The sequence below is a fragment of the Nostoc sp. LEGE 12447 genome, from assembly GCF_015206985.1.
In the GTDB taxonomy this organism is placed as follows: domain Bacteria; phylum Cyanobacteriota; class Cyanobacteriia; order Cyanobacteriales; family Nostocaceae; genus Nostoc.
Genome location: NZ_JADEXT010000007.1, coordinates 220,742 through 236,643 on the forward strand (window position 1 = coordinate 220,742; position 15,902 = coordinate 236,643).

Annotated in this window: 14 protein-coding genes; 12 read left to right on the forward strand and 2 right to left on the reverse strand. The window is 40.6% G+C overall.

Annotation, left to right across the window (positions count from 1 at the left end; all coding sequences use genetic code 11):
• Positions 1–7: 7 nt before the first annotated feature.
• On the reverse strand, positions 8–973 hold the full coding sequence (locus tag IQ274_RS11340; protein ID WP_194142313.1) for an alpha/beta hydrolase: 966 nt from the start codon (positions 971–973) through the stop codon (positions 8–10).
• 137 nt (positions 974–1,110) lie between these two features.
• Here IQ274_RS11340 and IQ274_RS11345 point away from each other — a divergent pair, with 137 nt between their 5' ends.
• From IQ274_RS11345 to IQ274_RS11385, 9 genes are all read left to right on the forward strand, one after another.
• The gene (locus IQ274_RS11345) at positions 1,111–2,064 is read left to right on the forward strand and encodes a lysylphosphatidylglycerol synthase domain-containing protein (RefSeq protein ID WP_194142314.1); all 954 of its coding nucleotides are present in this window, start codon (positions 1,111–1,113) and stop codon (positions 2,062–2,064) included.
• 268 nt (positions 2,065–2,332) lie between these two features.
• Entirely contained in the window at positions 2,333–2,722 is a 390-nt protein-coding gene (locus IQ274_RS11350; RefSeq protein ID WP_194142315.1) for an agenet domain-containing protein, read from the forward strand.
• A 121-nt stretch (positions 2,723–2,843) separates the two neighbouring features.
• On the forward strand, positions 2,844–3,221 hold the full coding sequence (locus IQ274_RS11355) for a hypothetical protein (protein WP_194142316.1): 378 nt from the start codon (positions 2,844–2,846) through the stop codon (positions 3,219–3,221).
• Positions 3,222–3,290: 69 nt separating this feature from the next.
• Complete coding sequence (locus IQ274_RS11360; protein WP_194142317.1) at positions 3,291–5,618, forward strand: tetratricopeptide repeat protein; 2,328 nt, start codon at positions 3,291–3,293, stop codon at positions 5,616–5,618.
• A gap of 506 nt (positions 5,619–6,124) precedes the next feature.
• Positions 6,125–6,343 (forward strand): type II toxin-antitoxin system HicB family antitoxin, encoded by a 219-nt coding sequence (locus IQ274_RS11365; protein ID WP_041565577.1) that lies wholly within the window; start codon positions 6,125–6,127, stop codon positions 6,341–6,343.
• Between the two features lie 2 nt (positions 6,344–6,345).
• Positions 6,346–6,534, forward strand: a complete 189-nt coding sequence (locus tag IQ274_RS11370) for a type II toxin-antitoxin system HicA family toxin (RefSeq protein ID WP_194142318.1) — start codon at positions 6,346–6,348, stop codon at positions 6,532–6,534.
• 25 nt (positions 6,535–6,559) lie between these two features.
• Entirely contained in the window at positions 6,560–6,703 is a 144-nt protein-coding gene (locus IQ274_RS11375) for a hypothetical protein (protein WP_228058143.1), read from the forward strand.
• 30 nt (positions 6,704–6,733) lie between these two features.
• Entirely contained in the window at positions 6,734–7,303 is a 570-nt protein-coding gene (locus IQ274_RS11380) for a Uma2 family endonuclease (RefSeq protein WP_194142320.1), read from the forward strand.
• 122 nt (positions 7,304–7,425) lie between these two features.
• Entirely contained in the window at positions 7,426–9,282 is a 1,857-nt protein-coding gene (locus tag IQ274_RS11385) for an aspartate kinase (protein WP_194142321.1), read from the forward strand.
• 28 nt (positions 9,283–9,310) lie between these two features.
• On the opposite strand, the gene IQ274_RS11390 is transcribed toward IQ274_RS11385, so the two are convergent.
• Positions 9,311–10,183 (reverse strand): hypothetical protein, encoded by an 873-nt coding sequence (locus IQ274_RS11390; RefSeq protein WP_194142322.1) that lies wholly within the window; start codon positions 10,181–10,183, stop codon positions 9,311–9,313.
• Between the two features lie 379 nt (positions 10,184–10,562).
• On the opposite strand from IQ274_RS11390, the gene IQ274_RS11395 reads away from it, so the two are divergent.
• The 3 genes from IQ274_RS11395 to IQ274_RS11405 all read left to right on the forward strand — a co-directional run bounded on the left by IQ274_RS11395 (position 10,563) and on the right by IQ274_RS11405 (position 15,777).
• Positions 10,563–12,620, forward strand: coding sequence for a tetratricopeptide repeat protein (locus IQ274_RS11395; RefSeq protein WP_194142323.1), 2,058 nt, complete (start codon positions 10,563–10,565; stop codon positions 12,618–12,620).
• 559 nt (positions 12,621–13,179) lie between these two features.
• Positions 13,180–14,160: a magnesium transporter CorA family protein gene (locus IQ274_RS11400; protein WP_194142324.1), complete on the forward strand. Its 981-nt coding sequence runs from the start codon at positions 13,180–13,182 to the stop codon at positions 14,158–14,160.
• A 111-nt stretch (positions 14,161–14,271) separates the two neighbouring features.
• Positions 14,272–15,777, forward strand: coding sequence for an acyl-CoA synthetase (locus IQ274_RS11405; protein WP_194142325.1), 1,506 nt, complete (start codon positions 14,272–14,274; stop codon positions 15,775–15,777).
• Positions 15,778–15,902: the final 125 nt, after the last annotated feature.

Consider the following 15,902-nt stretch of genomic DNA (forward strand, 5'->3'; position numbering starts at 1 on the left):
GCGATCGCTAAGGATTTTTATTATTAACACCTACATTACGAGTCATACTTGCCATTTCAGCAGATTTAAATTGTTCGCCCACAAATGTCAAAGAATCGGCTAAATGTTCCCGCCAATATTGCCAAGTGTGACTGCCAGGAAATTGACGAAACAAATTATAAATTTTGAGGTTATTTAGTACTTTAGAGAAATTTTTAGCTTCATCGATTTCTTCAATATCTGCTTTGCCTGAATCTAAGTAAATTCGCAATCGTTTTTTAGCTGGTGTGGGAATGCTTTTGATATAAATTATTGGGCTATTTGTTGGGCCGCTTTTATCTTTAAAATAACCACTATGACTAAATAAAATTGAGAAATGATTTACATTATGTAACCCTACATTCATTGCACCCCAAGCACCAGAAGATAAACCACCTATTGCCCAAAAATCTGGATTAGTTACTGTACGATAACGGCTTTGCACGACTTTTACTAACTCATCACCCACGGCTGTGGAGACTTTACCGTTAGGGCCATCAATATATTCTGGATCTCGGTAGGGACTAGAGCCACGTTTGTCGTTGCCATCTGGTGTGATAATAATGCTAGGTGGGAGCTTACCTGTAGTATAAAGTTGTTCCACTGTCTTGAGAGCTTGTCCCTTATTCTGAATAAACCAATCATTGGGATTACCATGTCCACCGTGGAGGAGAAAGATTACAGGATATCTTTGTTTTGGGTTTTGTTCATAGCCAGGGGGTAAAGAAACGCCATAAGTGCGATTTGCACCCATTAATTGACTATCGTAGGTTTCAATTTTGTAGGTTAAGTGAGTAGCTGAGTCGCCAGTATTAGACTTTGTTGAAAGAACGGAAGGAGTTGTTTTTAAATCTTGCTGTAGAGGTGGTTTTGCTACGACATTTTGGGATAAATTACAGCTAACTAGGGTTAATACTGAAACTAGCAAGAGAATTTTTGGTTGTTTGTAGTTCATCTTTGTAGAGCATTGGACAGTCTGTGCTGGCAACCATTAAGTTTACGGAAGTAAGTTGTCAATGTTGTGTCAACAGGATGGAAACTTTGCGACTTGTTGTAAGTTAAAAGTCATAAGTTAGGATAAGTTTCTTCACGATGCTTAAAAAACTGCAACTGAATTTCAGCACACTGTTTGGCTTGTCGCTGCTGGTGCTTTCCCTGTGGGCGATCGCTAACGAACTGCATGAGTATAATTATCGTGACATCCTCAACTCTCTAGCTGCTATCCCCAAAAGCCGCTTAAGCTGGGCAATTTGGCTGACGGTTTTGGGCTATCTAGTGATGATTGGGTATGATATTTTGGGTTTTAGTTACATTAATCGTTCCCTAAACTGGAACAAGATTGCTTTAACCAGCTTTATTAGCTCTGCGTTTAGTAATACTATAGGTTTTGCTTTGCTGACTGGCAGTGCTATCCGTTATCGATTTTATGCTAGTTGGGGAGTGCCAGCAGTTGCGATCGCTCAAGTAATTGCTTTCGCCAATTTTACTTTTTGGTTGGGGATGTTTGCCGTTGCAGGTTGCTTATTCCTCATCAACCCCCTCAAAATTCCCACTCAACTACATTTACCTTTTGCTACTGTGCGTCCCATCGGCGTGATTTTTCTCCTATTGGTGGCTAGTTATTTGCTAGGAAGTATTTTTATTAAACAACCTTTAATAATTCGTGGACAAGAATTTCGATTTCCTTCTTTTAAGATATCCCTTATTCAGATAGCAATTTCTGGTCTTGATTGGATTTTGGCAGCAGCAATTCTTTATGCGGTGCTTCCCACTAATATATCTTTCTCTTATCTGGATTTTCTGGGTATCTATTTGCTAGCGATGTTTGCAGGTGTTGTTAGTAATGTTCCTGGTGGTTTAGGTGTATTTGAAACTATAATTTTGCTGATTCTCTCATCCCAAGTTTCGGCGGCGGCAATTTTGGGGTCAATGTTAGCTTATCGGGGAGTCTATTATTTCTTACCTTTGCTAGTAGCATCGGGTTTGTTAGGAATTTATGAAATTAGATTTAGAACCCGGAATTTAAAAAATATCAATAAACTGTAAAATTCAGTTTCAGTATGAATACTAATAATGAATTAGATTCCCGACTTCTTGAAGAAGTCGGGAATCTGAGCCTTTCGACTAAGTAAAATTTATAAATGCTGTTAATTTTAAATGCGATATCTTCATAACTAGCAGTAAAAGTTCATAATTTTTGCTGAGGCGATCGCTAATTTGATTCCATCACAATAGTAACAGTTAGTGGAAATTTTTTAATTAGATTTCCATAAATCACAATCAAAATTTCGTTTTACTGTTTGAGAATAGAATCATGAAAAATAAAGTATTGTTTGGTGCCATATTCATGGCAACTTGGGTAGGCACATTGATTCCCAGTGCTTTTGCTGCTTCACCCTGTTCTGTAGGACAAAAAGCTGAGGTTCTTTGGAAGGAAAAATGGTATCCAGTAACTGTACTTAAGGTTAATGATGATAATTGCTATATTACTTATGAAGGTTATGATAGTTCCTGGAATGAATGGGTTGGTGCTGAACGCTTCCGAGCATCATTTGAAGTTGGAGATGCAGTGAGAGTTTTGTGGAAGAGGAAATGGTATAAAGGGCAGGTTTTAGAAGTTAGTAACGATCTTTATAAAATTACTTATGATGGCTATGATAGCTCTTGGGATGAGTGGGTTGAACCTTCGAGAGTAAGCAGATAGAGTATATTTCACTATTTATAAATTTAAAGGGACGATTTCACTTGTTGGAGTCGTCCCTTTAATTTAAAAGGGCTGTTAAACTGAGAACCATAAGTAAAATCTCGTATACTTTGGCAAACTTATGGAGCCAGTATCGCTGACAGCAGCTGCGATCGCAACCTTGGTAATCACCAAAGCCTTTGAAAAAACTGGGGAAATCATCGGCGAAAAGGCTTGGAACGAAGGCGAAAAGTTGTTAGTTCTGCTGAAACGCAAGGAACCTAGCACGGCGGAGGTTATCGAACAGGCTAAAACACAATCTTTAGATTATGGTCAAGCTTATCTCATTGGGCAGCAAGTAGAGGAAGCGGCAAAGAAAGATCCTGAAATTGCTCAAGCGGTAGAAGCTGTAGCCAATGAAGCACAACCTCAATTAACGAACACTATTATTGAAAATTGGCAGGGGATAAATATTAAAGGTGGAACTAATACCATTTCTGGTAACACCTTCAACTTCTGACTAAAGTCGCCCCAAGGGGAATCAATAGTTTCTACTGAAATACCGCAAAATTTGCCCCTGAGTGGGGTAATGGAGTTTGTTGGACGCGAAGAAGAATTGCAAAAACTCCACCAACTTTTGCAGGATAATAAACAAGTTGCGATCGCTGCTATTGCTGGTATGGGTGGAGTTGGTAAAACAGAACTCGCCCTGCAATATGCCATCCAGCACCATGAAACATATAACGGTGGACTTTGCTGGTTGCTGGCAAAAACTGGTGATGTGGGCATTCAAGTTGTGCAGTTTGCGAGAACGCAGCTTGATTTAAAGCCGCCAGAAGATTTTGATATACTCGCCCAAGTGCAATACTGTTGGCGGCGTTGGCGTGAAGGTGATGTGCTGCTAGTGCTGGATGATGTCAGCGACTACGAGCAAGTTAAGCCTTACTTACAGTCGCTACCTTCTCGCTTTAAAGTGTTGATGACTACGCGCCAGAAGTTGGGACGCATTGCAAAGTTATCTTTAGATGTGCTGCAACCAGAAGCGGCGCTGGGGTTATTAAAGTCTTTACTCAAAGAAACACCAGAGCGAATTGAGCGAGAATTAGCTTTAGCAAATCAGTTGTGTGAATGGCTGGGATATTTACCTTTGGGTGTGGAATTAGTGGGGCGCTATTTGGCGCGGAAACAGGATTTATCTTTAGCAGAAATGTTGCGGCGATTGGAGAACAAACGACTAGATGAGCGTTCCCTCTCTAAATCTAAGTCGGAAGCTGACATGACAGCACAACGAGGTGTGTTAGCAGCTTTTGAATTGAGTTGGCAGGAATTAGAAGACAGTGATAAGCAACTGGGTTGTTTATTGAGTTTATTTGCCACCGCACCTATACCTTGGAACCTGGTGGAACAGTGTTTACCATATGAAGATGCAGAAGATTTAGAGGAAATTAGAGATAATAGCTTGCTGAATCTGCATTTACTCCAGCGCAAAGATGAGGGAATCTATCAACTGCATCCACTGCTGCGGGAGTTTTTTCAATATAAGCTTACAAGTTTAGATAACGTTGAGGAATTAAAGCGATCGCTTTGTGGGGTGATGGTAGCAGATGCCAAGAAGATTTCTGACTCGCCCACCCTTCAGCAAATCACTGCTGTTTCTCCCAACATACCTCATATAGCTGAAGTAGCGAATAATCTGATTCAATATGTAAGCAATGATGATTTAATTTCGCCATTCCTCGGCAACGCTCTATTTTACAATGGTCAAGGATTATATACTCAGGCTGAACCTTGGTATCAGCAGTGTTTAAAAGTCACTAAAGAGCGCTTGGGTGAAGAACATCCAGATGTCGCACAAAGTCTCAACAACCTAGCAACACTCTACGACTCTCAAGGCAGATACAACCAAACCGAACCTCTTTACATCCAAGCTTTGGCACTCAGGCGCAAGCTGCTGGGTGAAGAACATCCAAGTGTCGCAGAAAGTCTCAATAACCTAGCGTTACTCTACTACTCCCAAGGCAGATACAGCGAAGCCGAACCCATTTATATCCAAGCTTTGGCACTCAGGCGCAAGCTGCTGGGTGAAGAACATCCAGATGTCGCCATTAGCCTCAACAACCTAGCGACACTCTACCATTTCCAAGGTAGATACAGCGAAGCCGAACCCTTTAACATCCAAGCTTTGGCACTCAGGCGCAAGCTGCTGGGTGAAGAACATCCAAGTGTCGCAGAAAGTCTCAATAACCTAGCGTTACTCTACTACTCCCAAGGCAGATACAGCGAAGCCGAACCCTTTAACATCCAAGCTTTGGCACTCAGGTGCAAGCTGCTGGGTGAAGAACATCCAAGTGTCGCAGAAAGTCTCAATAACCTAGCGTTACTCTACTACTCCCAAGGCAGATACAGCGAAGCCGAACCCATTTACATCCAAGCTTTGGCACTCTGGCGCAAGCTGCTGGGTGAAGAACATCCAGATGTCGCCATTAGCCTCAACAACCTAGCGGCACTCTACCGTTTCCAAGGCAGATACAGCGAAGCCGAACCCATTTATATCCAAGCTTTGGCACTCTGGCACAAGCTGCTGGGTGAAGAACATCCAGATGTCGCCATTGGTCTCAACAACCTAGCGTTACTCTACTACTCCCAAGGCAGATACAGCGAAGCCGAACCCCTTAACATCCAAGCTTTGGCACTTAGGCGTAAACTGCTGGGTGAAGAACATCCAGATGTCGCCATTAGTCTCAACAATCTGGCAAAACTCTACTACTCACAAGGTCGTTACACCGAAGCTGAACCACTGTATCAGAAAGCCTTAGAAATTTTTGAGCGACTGTTAGAGGTGAATCATCCCCAGATTATTAAGGTACGTGAAAATTTGGCAATTCTTCGCGATCGCCTTTCCCAAAATCCAGAATAAGCTAGTTTTGTGCAAAGCGTACCGTGAGAAAACTGAAAAGTGCGTTAGCGAAGCTCACCGAAGGTATCGCCTAGACTAAAATTCATATTGAACTAAGTAAAAATGCCATTCGACTTACTCAAAATGAGCTTTTACTTTCTCAAAAGGAACTTTTGCTTTCTCAAACCCCAGTTTGCTTTCTCATTTCGGTGTTTTCCGCAAGCAAAAGGAGCTTTTACTTACTCAAACCCCAGTTTGCTTACTCATTTCGGTGTTTTCCGCAAGCAAAATAAGCTTTTACTTATTCAAACCCCAGTTTGCTTTCTCATTTCAGTATTTTCCGTAAGCAAAATAAGCTTTTATTTATTCAAACCCCAGTTTGCTTTCTCATTTGAGTAATTCACGTATTTATTTTGGTATATCATTGAGCCGAAAGCTATTATGAGTTGTGAATGATGAAGAGCAATGTCTCCCACAACAAAAAATCAGCTACGATAAATCATATAATTATCTTCACAAACATAGCAATGTTAATTACATACACTGCAAAATATACAAAAACTAATAGCGGATATATGGGACAACTTATTGAATGGCAAGAAGTCATCACAGAAGGAGAAACCATAGAAGAATGTAGAGCTATGTTACAAGATGCAACCAAAGAAATGGTTCTTGCCTATCGTCAACAAAATAAAGAAATTCCCACAGGTGGTTCTTTGCTGGAACAAATTCCTATAGAGGTTTGAGTGTGTCAGTCAAACGAAAAGAGCTAATTAAATACTTAGAGCAAAATGGCTTTTATTTATTAAGGGAAGGAGGAAATCATTCTATATATACTAATGATATCAAAACTCTTTCGGTAAAACGGCATCGTACCATTGATCGTATTACTGCTAATGAAATTTGTAAACAAGCGGGGTTATCACCTAATTTTTAACTGCCACTTAGAACCGTCGAAGGTAATGAAATTTTGGGCAGCTTGTAAACTCAGTGAAGGCGACTATTTGCAAGTTAAAGAAAAACTATTTGCTAAAGAAACAGTTGCCAGCTTATATGCCAAAATCCAAGAATATCAAGATGGTGATAGTAAGCAATCGCTAGAATGAAGCCTATATTTATGAATTAAAGTTTCAACTATGATATCCTCGCCCCAACAAAACTACGTCACTGTTGAAGAATACCTCCAAATGGAGGAACAGAGCGATATCAAGCATGAATATATAGACGGCTATATTTACGCGATGGCTGAGGTGCTTGATGCACATATAACCATAGCTGGAAACCTTGCTACCTTCCTCCGTAATCATGTGCGCGCCTCTGGTTGTCGTGTTTACATTGCTGACATGAAAGCCCGAATTGAATCTCTGAATCGCTTTTATTATCCCGATGTGATGGTTACTTGCGATCAACGAGATCAAGAAACGCCAGGTTATAAAAGATTTCCCTGTTTAATTGTCGAAGTTTTATCTAATTCTACCGAAGCCTTTGACCGAGGCGACAAATTCGCCGATTATCAAACACTGGAAAGTCTGCAAGAGTATGTTTTAATTAATACCAAACGTCAGCGAGTCGAGTGTTTTCGCCGCAATGAGCAAGGATTGTGGGTTTTACAATCCTACACAGCAGAACATCAATCATTTAGACTCAACAGCGTGGATTTTGAGGAAACAATGGCCTCACTTTACGAAGATGTGGTTTTTGAATAATCAACTTATGATTGGGTATGCTACACAATTTTTAGTAAACTAAATATCTATTAATATCTTCAAGGCTTCCTAACCCGGCGGAGGCATTGAGCAAAACAGACACAATTGATTGCATAAAAGTTATGGCGCTCATAGTTCAGAAATACGGTGGTACATCTGTCGGTTCAGTGGAACGCATTCAAGCTGTCGCACAGCGTGTTTATAAAACTGTCCAAGCTGGAAACTCTCTGGTAGTAGTGGTTTCAGCAATGGGCAAAACCACCGATGGACTCGTCAAACTAGCTAATGAAATTTCTCCCAATCCAAACTGCCGGGAAATGGATATGCTGCTTTCCACTGGCGAACAAGTAACCATCGCCTTACTCAGCATGGCTTTGCAGGAACTCGGACAACCAGCAATTTCTATGACTGGCGCTCAGGTAGGAATTGTTACCGAAGCTGAACACAGCCGCGCTCGGATTTTGCATATTGACACTACTCGCCTCTGTCGCCACATAAATGCAGGTAAAGTAGTTGTTGTAGCAGGGTTCCAAGGCACATCCAGCGCCGGAGAGATGGAAATTACCACTTTGGGGCGCGGTGGTTCTGACACATCAGCAGTGGCGATCGCAGCCGCATTAAGAGCTAATTTTTGTGAAATTTATACAGATGTTCCAGGGATTCTAACTACAGACCCCCGCTTAGTAGCCGAAGCCCAATTGATGGATGACATCACCTGCGATGAAATGTTGGAACTAGCTAGCTTGGGCGCAAAAGTGTTGCATCCCCGTGCTGTAGAAATTGCTCGTAACTATGGTGTTCCCCTGGTAGTTAGGTCTAGCTGGACAGATCAACCAGGTACTTGGGTGACATCAGCCAAACCCCAAGGGCGATCGCTAATCAATTTAGAAATTGCTCGTCCAGTAGATGCTGTAGAATTTGACACTGACCAAGCCAAGGTAGCTTTGTTGCGCGTACCCGATAAACCAGGTGTAGCAGCCAGGTTATTCGGCGAAATTTCCCGACAAAAAGTAGATGTAGATTTGATTATTCAGTCTATTCATGAAGGTAACAGTAATGACATTGCTTTTACTGTCACCACCCCAATCTTAAAACGGGCAGAAGCAGTAGCCGCAGCGATCGCCCCAGCACTGAGAAATCCATCTAATCCCAAGTCTGACGAAGCCGAGGTAATGCTAGAACATAACATTGCCAAAGTCAGCATCGCTGGCGCAGGAATGATTGGCCGTCCCGGTGTGGCTGCAAAAATGTTCGCCACCTTAGCCGAAGCTGGTGTGAATATTCAAATGATTTCCACCAGCGAAGTGAAAGTAAGTTGCGTAGTCGATGCTGCCGAATGCGATCGCGCCGTCACTGCACTTCGTACCGCCTTTGAAATAGAAGCAGGGGAGCAGGGGAGCAGGGGAGCAGGGGAGAGTGCATGTATAGATTCCCCTCTGCCCCTCCGCCCCTCCGCCCCCCTGCCCAATTGTCCTCCCGTTCGCGGTGTTGCTTTAGATTTGAATCAAGCGCGTCTTGCGATTCGCCAATTACCAGATCGTCCAGGGATGGCGGCGAAGTTATTTGGATTATTAGCGCAACATAATATCAGCGTTGACATGATTATTCAATCTCAGCGCTGTCGGGTGATTGATGGTGTTCCTAGGAGAGATATTGCCTTTACAGTCTCGCGGATAGACGGGGAAAATGCCAAAAAAATGCTTACTCAAGTAGCGGCAGAGTTAGGATGGGGTGAAGTTGTTTTAGATAGTGCGATCGCTAAAGTGAGTATTGTCGGTGCAGGGATGGTGGGACAACCAGGTGTTGCTGCCAAAATGTTTGAAGCGCTAGCCCAACACCAAATTAATATTCAAATGATTGCCACTTCAGAAATAAAAATTAGTTGTGTTGTAGCACAAGAGCAAGGTGTTAAAGCTTTGCAAGCCATTCATGCCGCTTTTGGACTAGCTGGTAGTGAGAAAGTTGTTGTGCCAGCGTAGAACTAAAGTTTGAATTTTAAATTGCTGATTATCTATCTTTGAAATGCCATTTTTCCATCATGGCTATCATTTCTGAAAGCCGACGTTCACCACACCAAACTAAATCAAGTTTTTTGAGTTGTTCAAGACTGATACCACCCTCTTCTTCAGCAATGCGGTGATATTCTTTATCTCCCATTGCTGCTAATAAATGCCCAAAAATAATCATTTCATCGAACTGGGGATTTGTCTCTGGATCGTTCAAAATTACCATTGCTCGTTCTTGCGACAGTCCTTGGAGAGCATTGACAATAAATCGTGTGGGAAAGTCCGCATCCTGAAGTTGAGGATGACGCGATACTAATCCAGCCAACAGCACTCCTAGATAAGCAGCCGCTTGAGAATTACTCAGTAACTCTATTTGTTGAATGGCAATCTCAGTCAAATTGGTAAAAAATGCACAACCTAACTGCTGTTCGATGGTGGTAACTGGATCTAAAACTAGCGAGGATTCTACCTGTGCCTCAAATGCTGCCTGATGCCCCTGGGGCACTTCGCTGATTAAGACTTGCTTGGCGCGATCGCCTATAATAATACTGCGATCGTGGCCAGAGCTGAAGTCTTTGCCCGGTTCCAAACCTTTACTCACTAAAATTTTAAAGACGTTACTTTGAGCTTTTCCCTCCATCTGTTCATATTGGGCTTGTCCAAGAAAAATTTGACAAAACCAACTGTGGCTGTCACCATCGCACTCAACCATTACCTCATTAACAATCAAATCAGTTAACTTTTCCGCTCCCAGAATCCTTTGTAACTCTACAACTAAGCTATTAATCGCAGCGATGTCGCGGTCATTGAGCGCTTTGAGAAATTGACGCTTCGCAGTAGCTACCAAGGTTTTTTTTCGCCCAAATACATTCATTTTCGATTTCTTATCTGGGGTTATACATAATTCAAACTGCTATTTTTTTTACCCTATTTGAGGATTATGTGTCATGAGTGGCATTGCTGAATAGTCCCAATTAAAATATCCCCCCCTACGGATTAACTTTTTTTTCCCAAGCCTTGCTGAACTCACAAATTTTACTTAAGTCTGTTAATATATAACCGTACTAAATCAATAACATTCTTTTAATAAAAAAAAATATTACTAGCAATATGCAGCATTAGCTAGTAATTAATACTTTTACCTGCCACAATGGCATTGATTTGTTTTGACGAAGATATTTTTTAAAGAAAATAGTTACCAGTAATAACACGTAAGCTATAATCAAACAATTTATAAGACTATATTTATATTGATGCCTATTCATTTACTAGATGGACGTTACCGAATACTAAAAGTTCTGAATGATGGGGAAAAGGCAAAAACCTATCTAGTTGAAGATGCAAGTCTTGCTGAGAGCCAATTTGTAGTTAAGCAGTTACGTAGTCTTAGCGGCAATTCTCAAGCTTTAACTATCCTGCCTCGCTTGTTTGCCAGTAAAGCAGAAACTTTAGAAAAACTAGGGCAGGAACACGACCAAATTCAGAAGCTAATTGCTTATTTTGAAGAAAACGAAGAATTCTATATAGTCCAAGAATTCATCCCTGGTAATCCTTTTATTGAGGAAATTATCCAGGGACAAACTCTGAGGGAAGACCAAATAATTTATCTTTTATCAGAGATATTAGAAATTTTGGTGATTGTACATAGCTTAGGTGTTATTCACCGGAATATTAAACCAGCAAATATTATTCGCAGAGAGTCAGATAAAAAATTAGTGTTGGTTGATTTTAGTAATTTTAATGAAGCTATCACTAATAATGCTGAAAATATGGAATATATGCCTAGAGAACAAGTTAACGGCAATGTTAAATATAACAGTGATATATATGCTTTAGGTATGGTTGCGATCGCAGCACTTTTAGGTTTACCCGCAAACGAAATATCTAATTTGCAAAATCAAAAAAATCGCTTGACTGGTGAAATACTTTGGTATAACAAAAATCTAAAAATCAACAAAAAGCTAGTAAAAATTATTAATAAAATGGTGCGTTTGGACTATCGTAAGCGCTACCAGTATGCAACAGAAGTTTTAGATGACCTGAAAAAGTTAACAGATGTTGAAGTTCCGCAAAAACAGCCAGGTAAAAAATTATTAATAGTTTTGGCTGGGATAGCTGGCTTAATCATACTTGGTGTAGGAGTGCGGTTTTTAAGTTCGCCAAAACCTATAAGTAATGCTCAAAAAGAATTATATCAAGAAGGGCTAGATAAATATGATGCAGGAAATTATGAAGGAGCAGTTAAAGATTTCAATCACGTTATTGAATTAGATCCGAAAAATTCTTTAGCTTATAATAAGCGAGGCGATGCTTATTATCGATTAGGAGACTATGAGCAAGCACAAGCAGACTCTAGTCAGGCCATTTTACTCAATCCTCAAGATGGTAATGCCTATTTTGACCGAGGATTTGCTTTTTCGGAATTAGGCAAATACAAAGAAGCGATCGCAGACTATACCCAAGCGATTAAGTTAAATTCTGAAGATGCTTATGCTTACTATGGCAGGGGATTAGCCCGTGTTCAACTGAAAGATAATAAAGGGGCAATTGGAGATTTTAGTAAAGCGATCGCCCTCAAACCTCAGTATACCGAAGCCTATTTACAGCGAGGGATTATCCGCCGTCGCCTCAGACTCAAGCAAGGGGCAATCGAAGATTTTGATACAGTAATTAAGATTAATCCTAGTGATGCCAAAGCTTATTATCAAAGGGCTTTAACTCAATCTATTAATAAACAAAAATATGCAGCCCTTAAAGATTACACAGATGCAATTAACATTAATCCCAAATATATAGAAGCATATCTCAATCGAGGTGATGTTTTCAGCGATCTGGGAAATAAAGTCGAAGCCACTGAAGATTACAATACTATTTTACAGATTGATCCTAAATTTATTGCTGCTTATATTCACAGAGGTATTCACCGCTTTTCTTTTGGAGATTATAAAGGCGCTATTGAAGATTACAGCGAAGCTCTCAAACTAGATCCTAATAATATAGCAGCTTACAACAATCGTGGTAACGCTTATCTTGAACTGGGAAATAAAAAAGCTGCCAATCAAGATTATTCACAAGCGATCGCAATTAATGCTAACAATGCCTTAGCCTACTATAATCGAGGTGTGATTCGCACCAAGCAGAAAAATAAACAGGGAGCGATCGCAGATTTCAAAAAAGCTGCAAAACTATTTCAACAGCAAGGCGAAAAAGATAGTTATCAAGATGCACAGAAAGAAATTGCAATTCTGCAAAATAATTCAGCACCAGCGAAAACTTCTCGTCCTAAATCTGGGAAAACGGAAAAAAACTGAGCTATGACTCAATACCGTCATCCTATGTTATGACGATCCATCTTATACTATTAGCCCAATATGCCCCTATTCGCTTGAGTTTACTTTACTCTCCGTAAAAATTAGGGAATTAGAGCAAGCTTTTTAAGGTGAGTTGGGGGGAGCTTCCGAGGTAAAATATCACTGTAATATGTCTACTTAACATCAGAAATCGCAGACTTTGACCTTTTACAGCAGATTGCGCTCTAATCGAATACACGTAGAGACGTAGCACTGCTACGTCTCTACAAGGTTTTGGGTTTTATAAGAAGGGGAAGGGGGACTGGGGTTGGGGGAAAGGTAAAAACCTCGCTCGCAAGTGGCGTGAAATAATCCAAATTTTATGAGGAAGGTAAAAACCTCGCCCGCAAGTGGCCCGACCTGTTCATCCCTTTCCCCTTTCCCCTTTAACCTTTTCCCTTTTCCCTTTTATATATGTACTTCATTTACCTGAAATGTGCTGTATCTGTCGTTGTAGTTAAATCAATTATCGCTCAACATGAGTCACCGTATTTTCTGACGACTCAATTAGGATGGCTATATGCTAATTCTCCTCACTTTTTATCCAGATAACCTGGAAATATTCACTCATAGGGATGTCGATACAGTACTGAAAAGAATTGATGCTTCTCAGAATATTTGGTTACGCTGTGTTCAATTCCGCGATCGCACTGGAACAGCTAAAATTATCAAACATTTTGAACTCAATCCATCTCGTGTTAACATGATTTTCAACCATTCCCCTTTAGGAATTGATGAAGACGTAGAAGATTGTTTATTTGACAGCTATGAAATTCTAACTGCTCAAATAAAAAATCATGAATTTGAGGTTGCACGTGGCAATATTGTAGTTGGAAATAATTTTATAATTACATTTGAAATCACTGAATTAAAAGTTTTAAGTATTTTAGCTAATAATTTACAAAAGCGCCCTCTAGATATCAAAAAATGGGGCATTGACTATGTTTTTTATCTCATCTTTAAAGAAATTCTAAATAATTATCATATTGTCTTTGACTATATTTCTAGAAAGCTTGATGATTTAGAAGATGAAGTTTTAGATGATTCTGGTGATGAATCAACGTACCAAAGAATTGCCACCATGAGGCAATCTACTCGTTCAGGACGGCGTAATTTCCAAAGTATTAAGTCACTTATGGCTATTATGGATTACGATGATTTTCAATGGATCACCCAGCCAGTGAAAGAACTGTTCAAAGAAGAATTGGTTCATCAAGTTGATAAATTATGGCAAGAATATCAAGCTTTGAGAGCCTGGATGTCAGAATTAATGGAAATCCAACGCGATAATATTGCTAGCAAAACTGGTGAACGAATTAATCGCCTGACTATCCTCTCGACCGTATTCTTACCAATTACGTTCATGTCTGGTTTCTATGGTATGAACTTCAAATATATGCCGGAATTAGAGCAACCTTGGGCTTATCCTGCTGTAATCGGCGTAATGATCTTAATTGTGATTTGTAGTATTGCTTATGTTAAAAAACAACGTTGGTTGTAGCATCTATCAAGTTATAGGCTATTACTGGAATAGTAAAATTTACATCTTGTTTGGCTTTGCTATATGCTTTCTGTTAAGTAGACTGCATTAACCCTAAATCGGTAAATAAACGTGAATCTCCCATTGATTATTCGTGCTGAAGAACACAGCGAGAAAATAGCTATCGCTACAACGGATGGATCATTTACCTATCGGGATTTGCTCCACACTTCCAGTCAAATAGCAACAAGTCTTCTTCAGAATACAAAAGATTTACAAGAGGAGCGAGTCGCCTTCCTCATCCCACCTGGATTTGAGTATGTAGCTACTCAATGGGGAATTTGGCGTGCTGGTGGCATAGCTGTACCTTTGTGTGTTTCCCATCCGCGCCCAGAATTGGAGTATGTAATTACCAATTCTGGAGCATCGATTATTGTTGCTCATCCTAATTTTGAGGGTATACTGCGTAGTTTACCGCCGCAGGCATCGCTCGCCGAAGAACACAATTTGCGATTTATCCTCACCTCAGAAACGCTTCCATCTAATATTGCTTGTCTCCCAGAAGTAGATATCACTAGACGCGCCTTAATTCTCTACACTAGCGGTACAACAGGTAAACCCAAGGGTGTGGTTACAACTCATCAAAATATTCAAGCGCAAGTGACTAGTTTAAACACCGCTTGGGAATGGACATCTAGCGATCGCATTTTACATATACTGCCACTACATCATATTCATGGAATTATTAACGTACTGACTTGTGCTTTATGGGCTGGCGCGGAGTGTCATCTGTTGAGCAAGTTTGATACCGAAACCGTTTGGAGGCGAATTTGTGACGGTAACTTAACCCTATTTATGGCAGTACCAACAATTTATGTAAAGCTCATTACTGCTTGGGAAAATGCCTCAAAGGAATGCCAAAAAAGTATGTCAGAAGGCTGTGCTAAGATGCGCTTGATGGTTTCTGGCTCGGCAGCATTACCAGTTCAAGTTTTAGAAAAGTGGCAGACTATCAGCGGCCATTTTCTGCTTGAGCGATATGGGATGACGGAAATTGGTATGGCGCTATCCAACCCTTTACACGGTGAACGGTTGGCTGGATATGTAGGAAAGCCTTTGCCTGAAGTTGAAGTGAGATTAGTAGATGAGAACGGAGAGTTAGTCCCAGTAGGAACACCAGGAGAGATCCAAGTTAAAGGCCCTGGAGTGTTTCTCGAATATTGGCAAAACCCCGAAGCAACCGCCAAAGCCTTCCAAGAAGGCTGGTTCTGTACTGGAGATACCGCCGTCATTGAGAACGGTAGCTACCGCATTTTGGGACGGATGAGTGTGGATATCATCAAAACCGGAGGCTATAAAGTTTCAGCTTTAGAAATTGAAGAAGTATTGCGATCGCATCCAGATATTCAAGAATGTGCAGTGGTTGGGGTTGCAGATATAGAATGGGGTGAACGGGTTTGTGCTGCATTAGTATTGCAAGGGTTACAACCTTTGACATTAGAATCTTTTAGGAGTTGGGCAAAAGAGCGATTGGCTGTTTATAAAGTGCCAACCCAAATTTTGATAGTCGAAGAATTACCGCGCAATGCAATGGGGAAAGTGACTAAGCCAACAGTGGTTGAGCTATTTCGAGCATAGCGATCGTCAAGGCGCAATTATACCTGGAGTTTTAAACCTTAGACATCTCCGAAAAAGAATGTAGAGACGTAGCAGTGCTACGTCTCTACAAGGTTTCTGGGTAACGTATATTTAATTTCTGGAGA

Coding starts and splice junctions, on each gene's coding strand:
- IQ274_RS11355 (WP_194142316.1), top strand. CDS start 2,844: ATGGAGCCAGTATCGCTGACAGCAGCTGCGATCGCAACCTTGGTAATC.
- IQ274_RS11360 (WP_194142317.1), top strand. CDS start 3,291: ATGGAGTTTGTTGGACGCGAAGAAGAATTGCAAAAACTCCACCAACTT.
- IQ274_RS11390 (WP_194142322.1), bottom strand. CDS start 10,183: ATGAATGTATTTGGGCGAAAAAAAACCTTGGTAGCTACTGCGAAGCGT.
- IQ274_RS11340 (WP_194142313.1), bottom strand. CDS start 973: ATGAACTACAAACAACCAAAAATTCTCTTGCTAGTTTCAGTATTAACC.
- IQ274_RS11345 (WP_194142314.1), top strand. CDS start 1,111: ATGCTTAAAAAACTGCAACTGAATTTCAGCACACTGTTTGGCTTGTCG.
- IQ274_RS11375 (WP_228058143.1), top strand. CDS start 6,560: ATGAAATTTTGGGCAGCTTGTAAACTCAGTGAAGGCGACTATTTGCAA.
- IQ274_RS11395 (WP_194142323.1), top strand. CDS start 10,563: ATGCCTATTCATTTACTAGATGGACGTTACCGAATACTAAAAGTTCTG.
- IQ274_RS11365 (WP_041565577.1), top strand. CDS start 6,125: ATGTTAATTACATACACTGCAAAATATACAAAAACTAATAGCGGATAT.
- IQ274_RS11350 (WP_194142315.1), top strand. CDS start 2,333: ATGAAAAATAAAGTATTGTTTGGTGCCATATTCATGGCAACTTGGGTA.
- IQ274_RS11400 (WP_194142324.1), top strand. CDS start 13,180: ATGCTAATTCTCCTCACTTTTTATCCAGATAACCTGGAAATATTCACT.
- IQ274_RS11380 (WP_194142320.1), top strand. CDS start 6,734: ATGATATCCTCGCCCCAACAAAACTACGTCACTGTTGAAGAATACCTC.
- IQ274_RS11385 (WP_194142321.1), top strand. CDS start 7,426: ATGGCGCTCATAGTTCAGAAATACGGTGGTACATCTGTCGGTTCAGTG.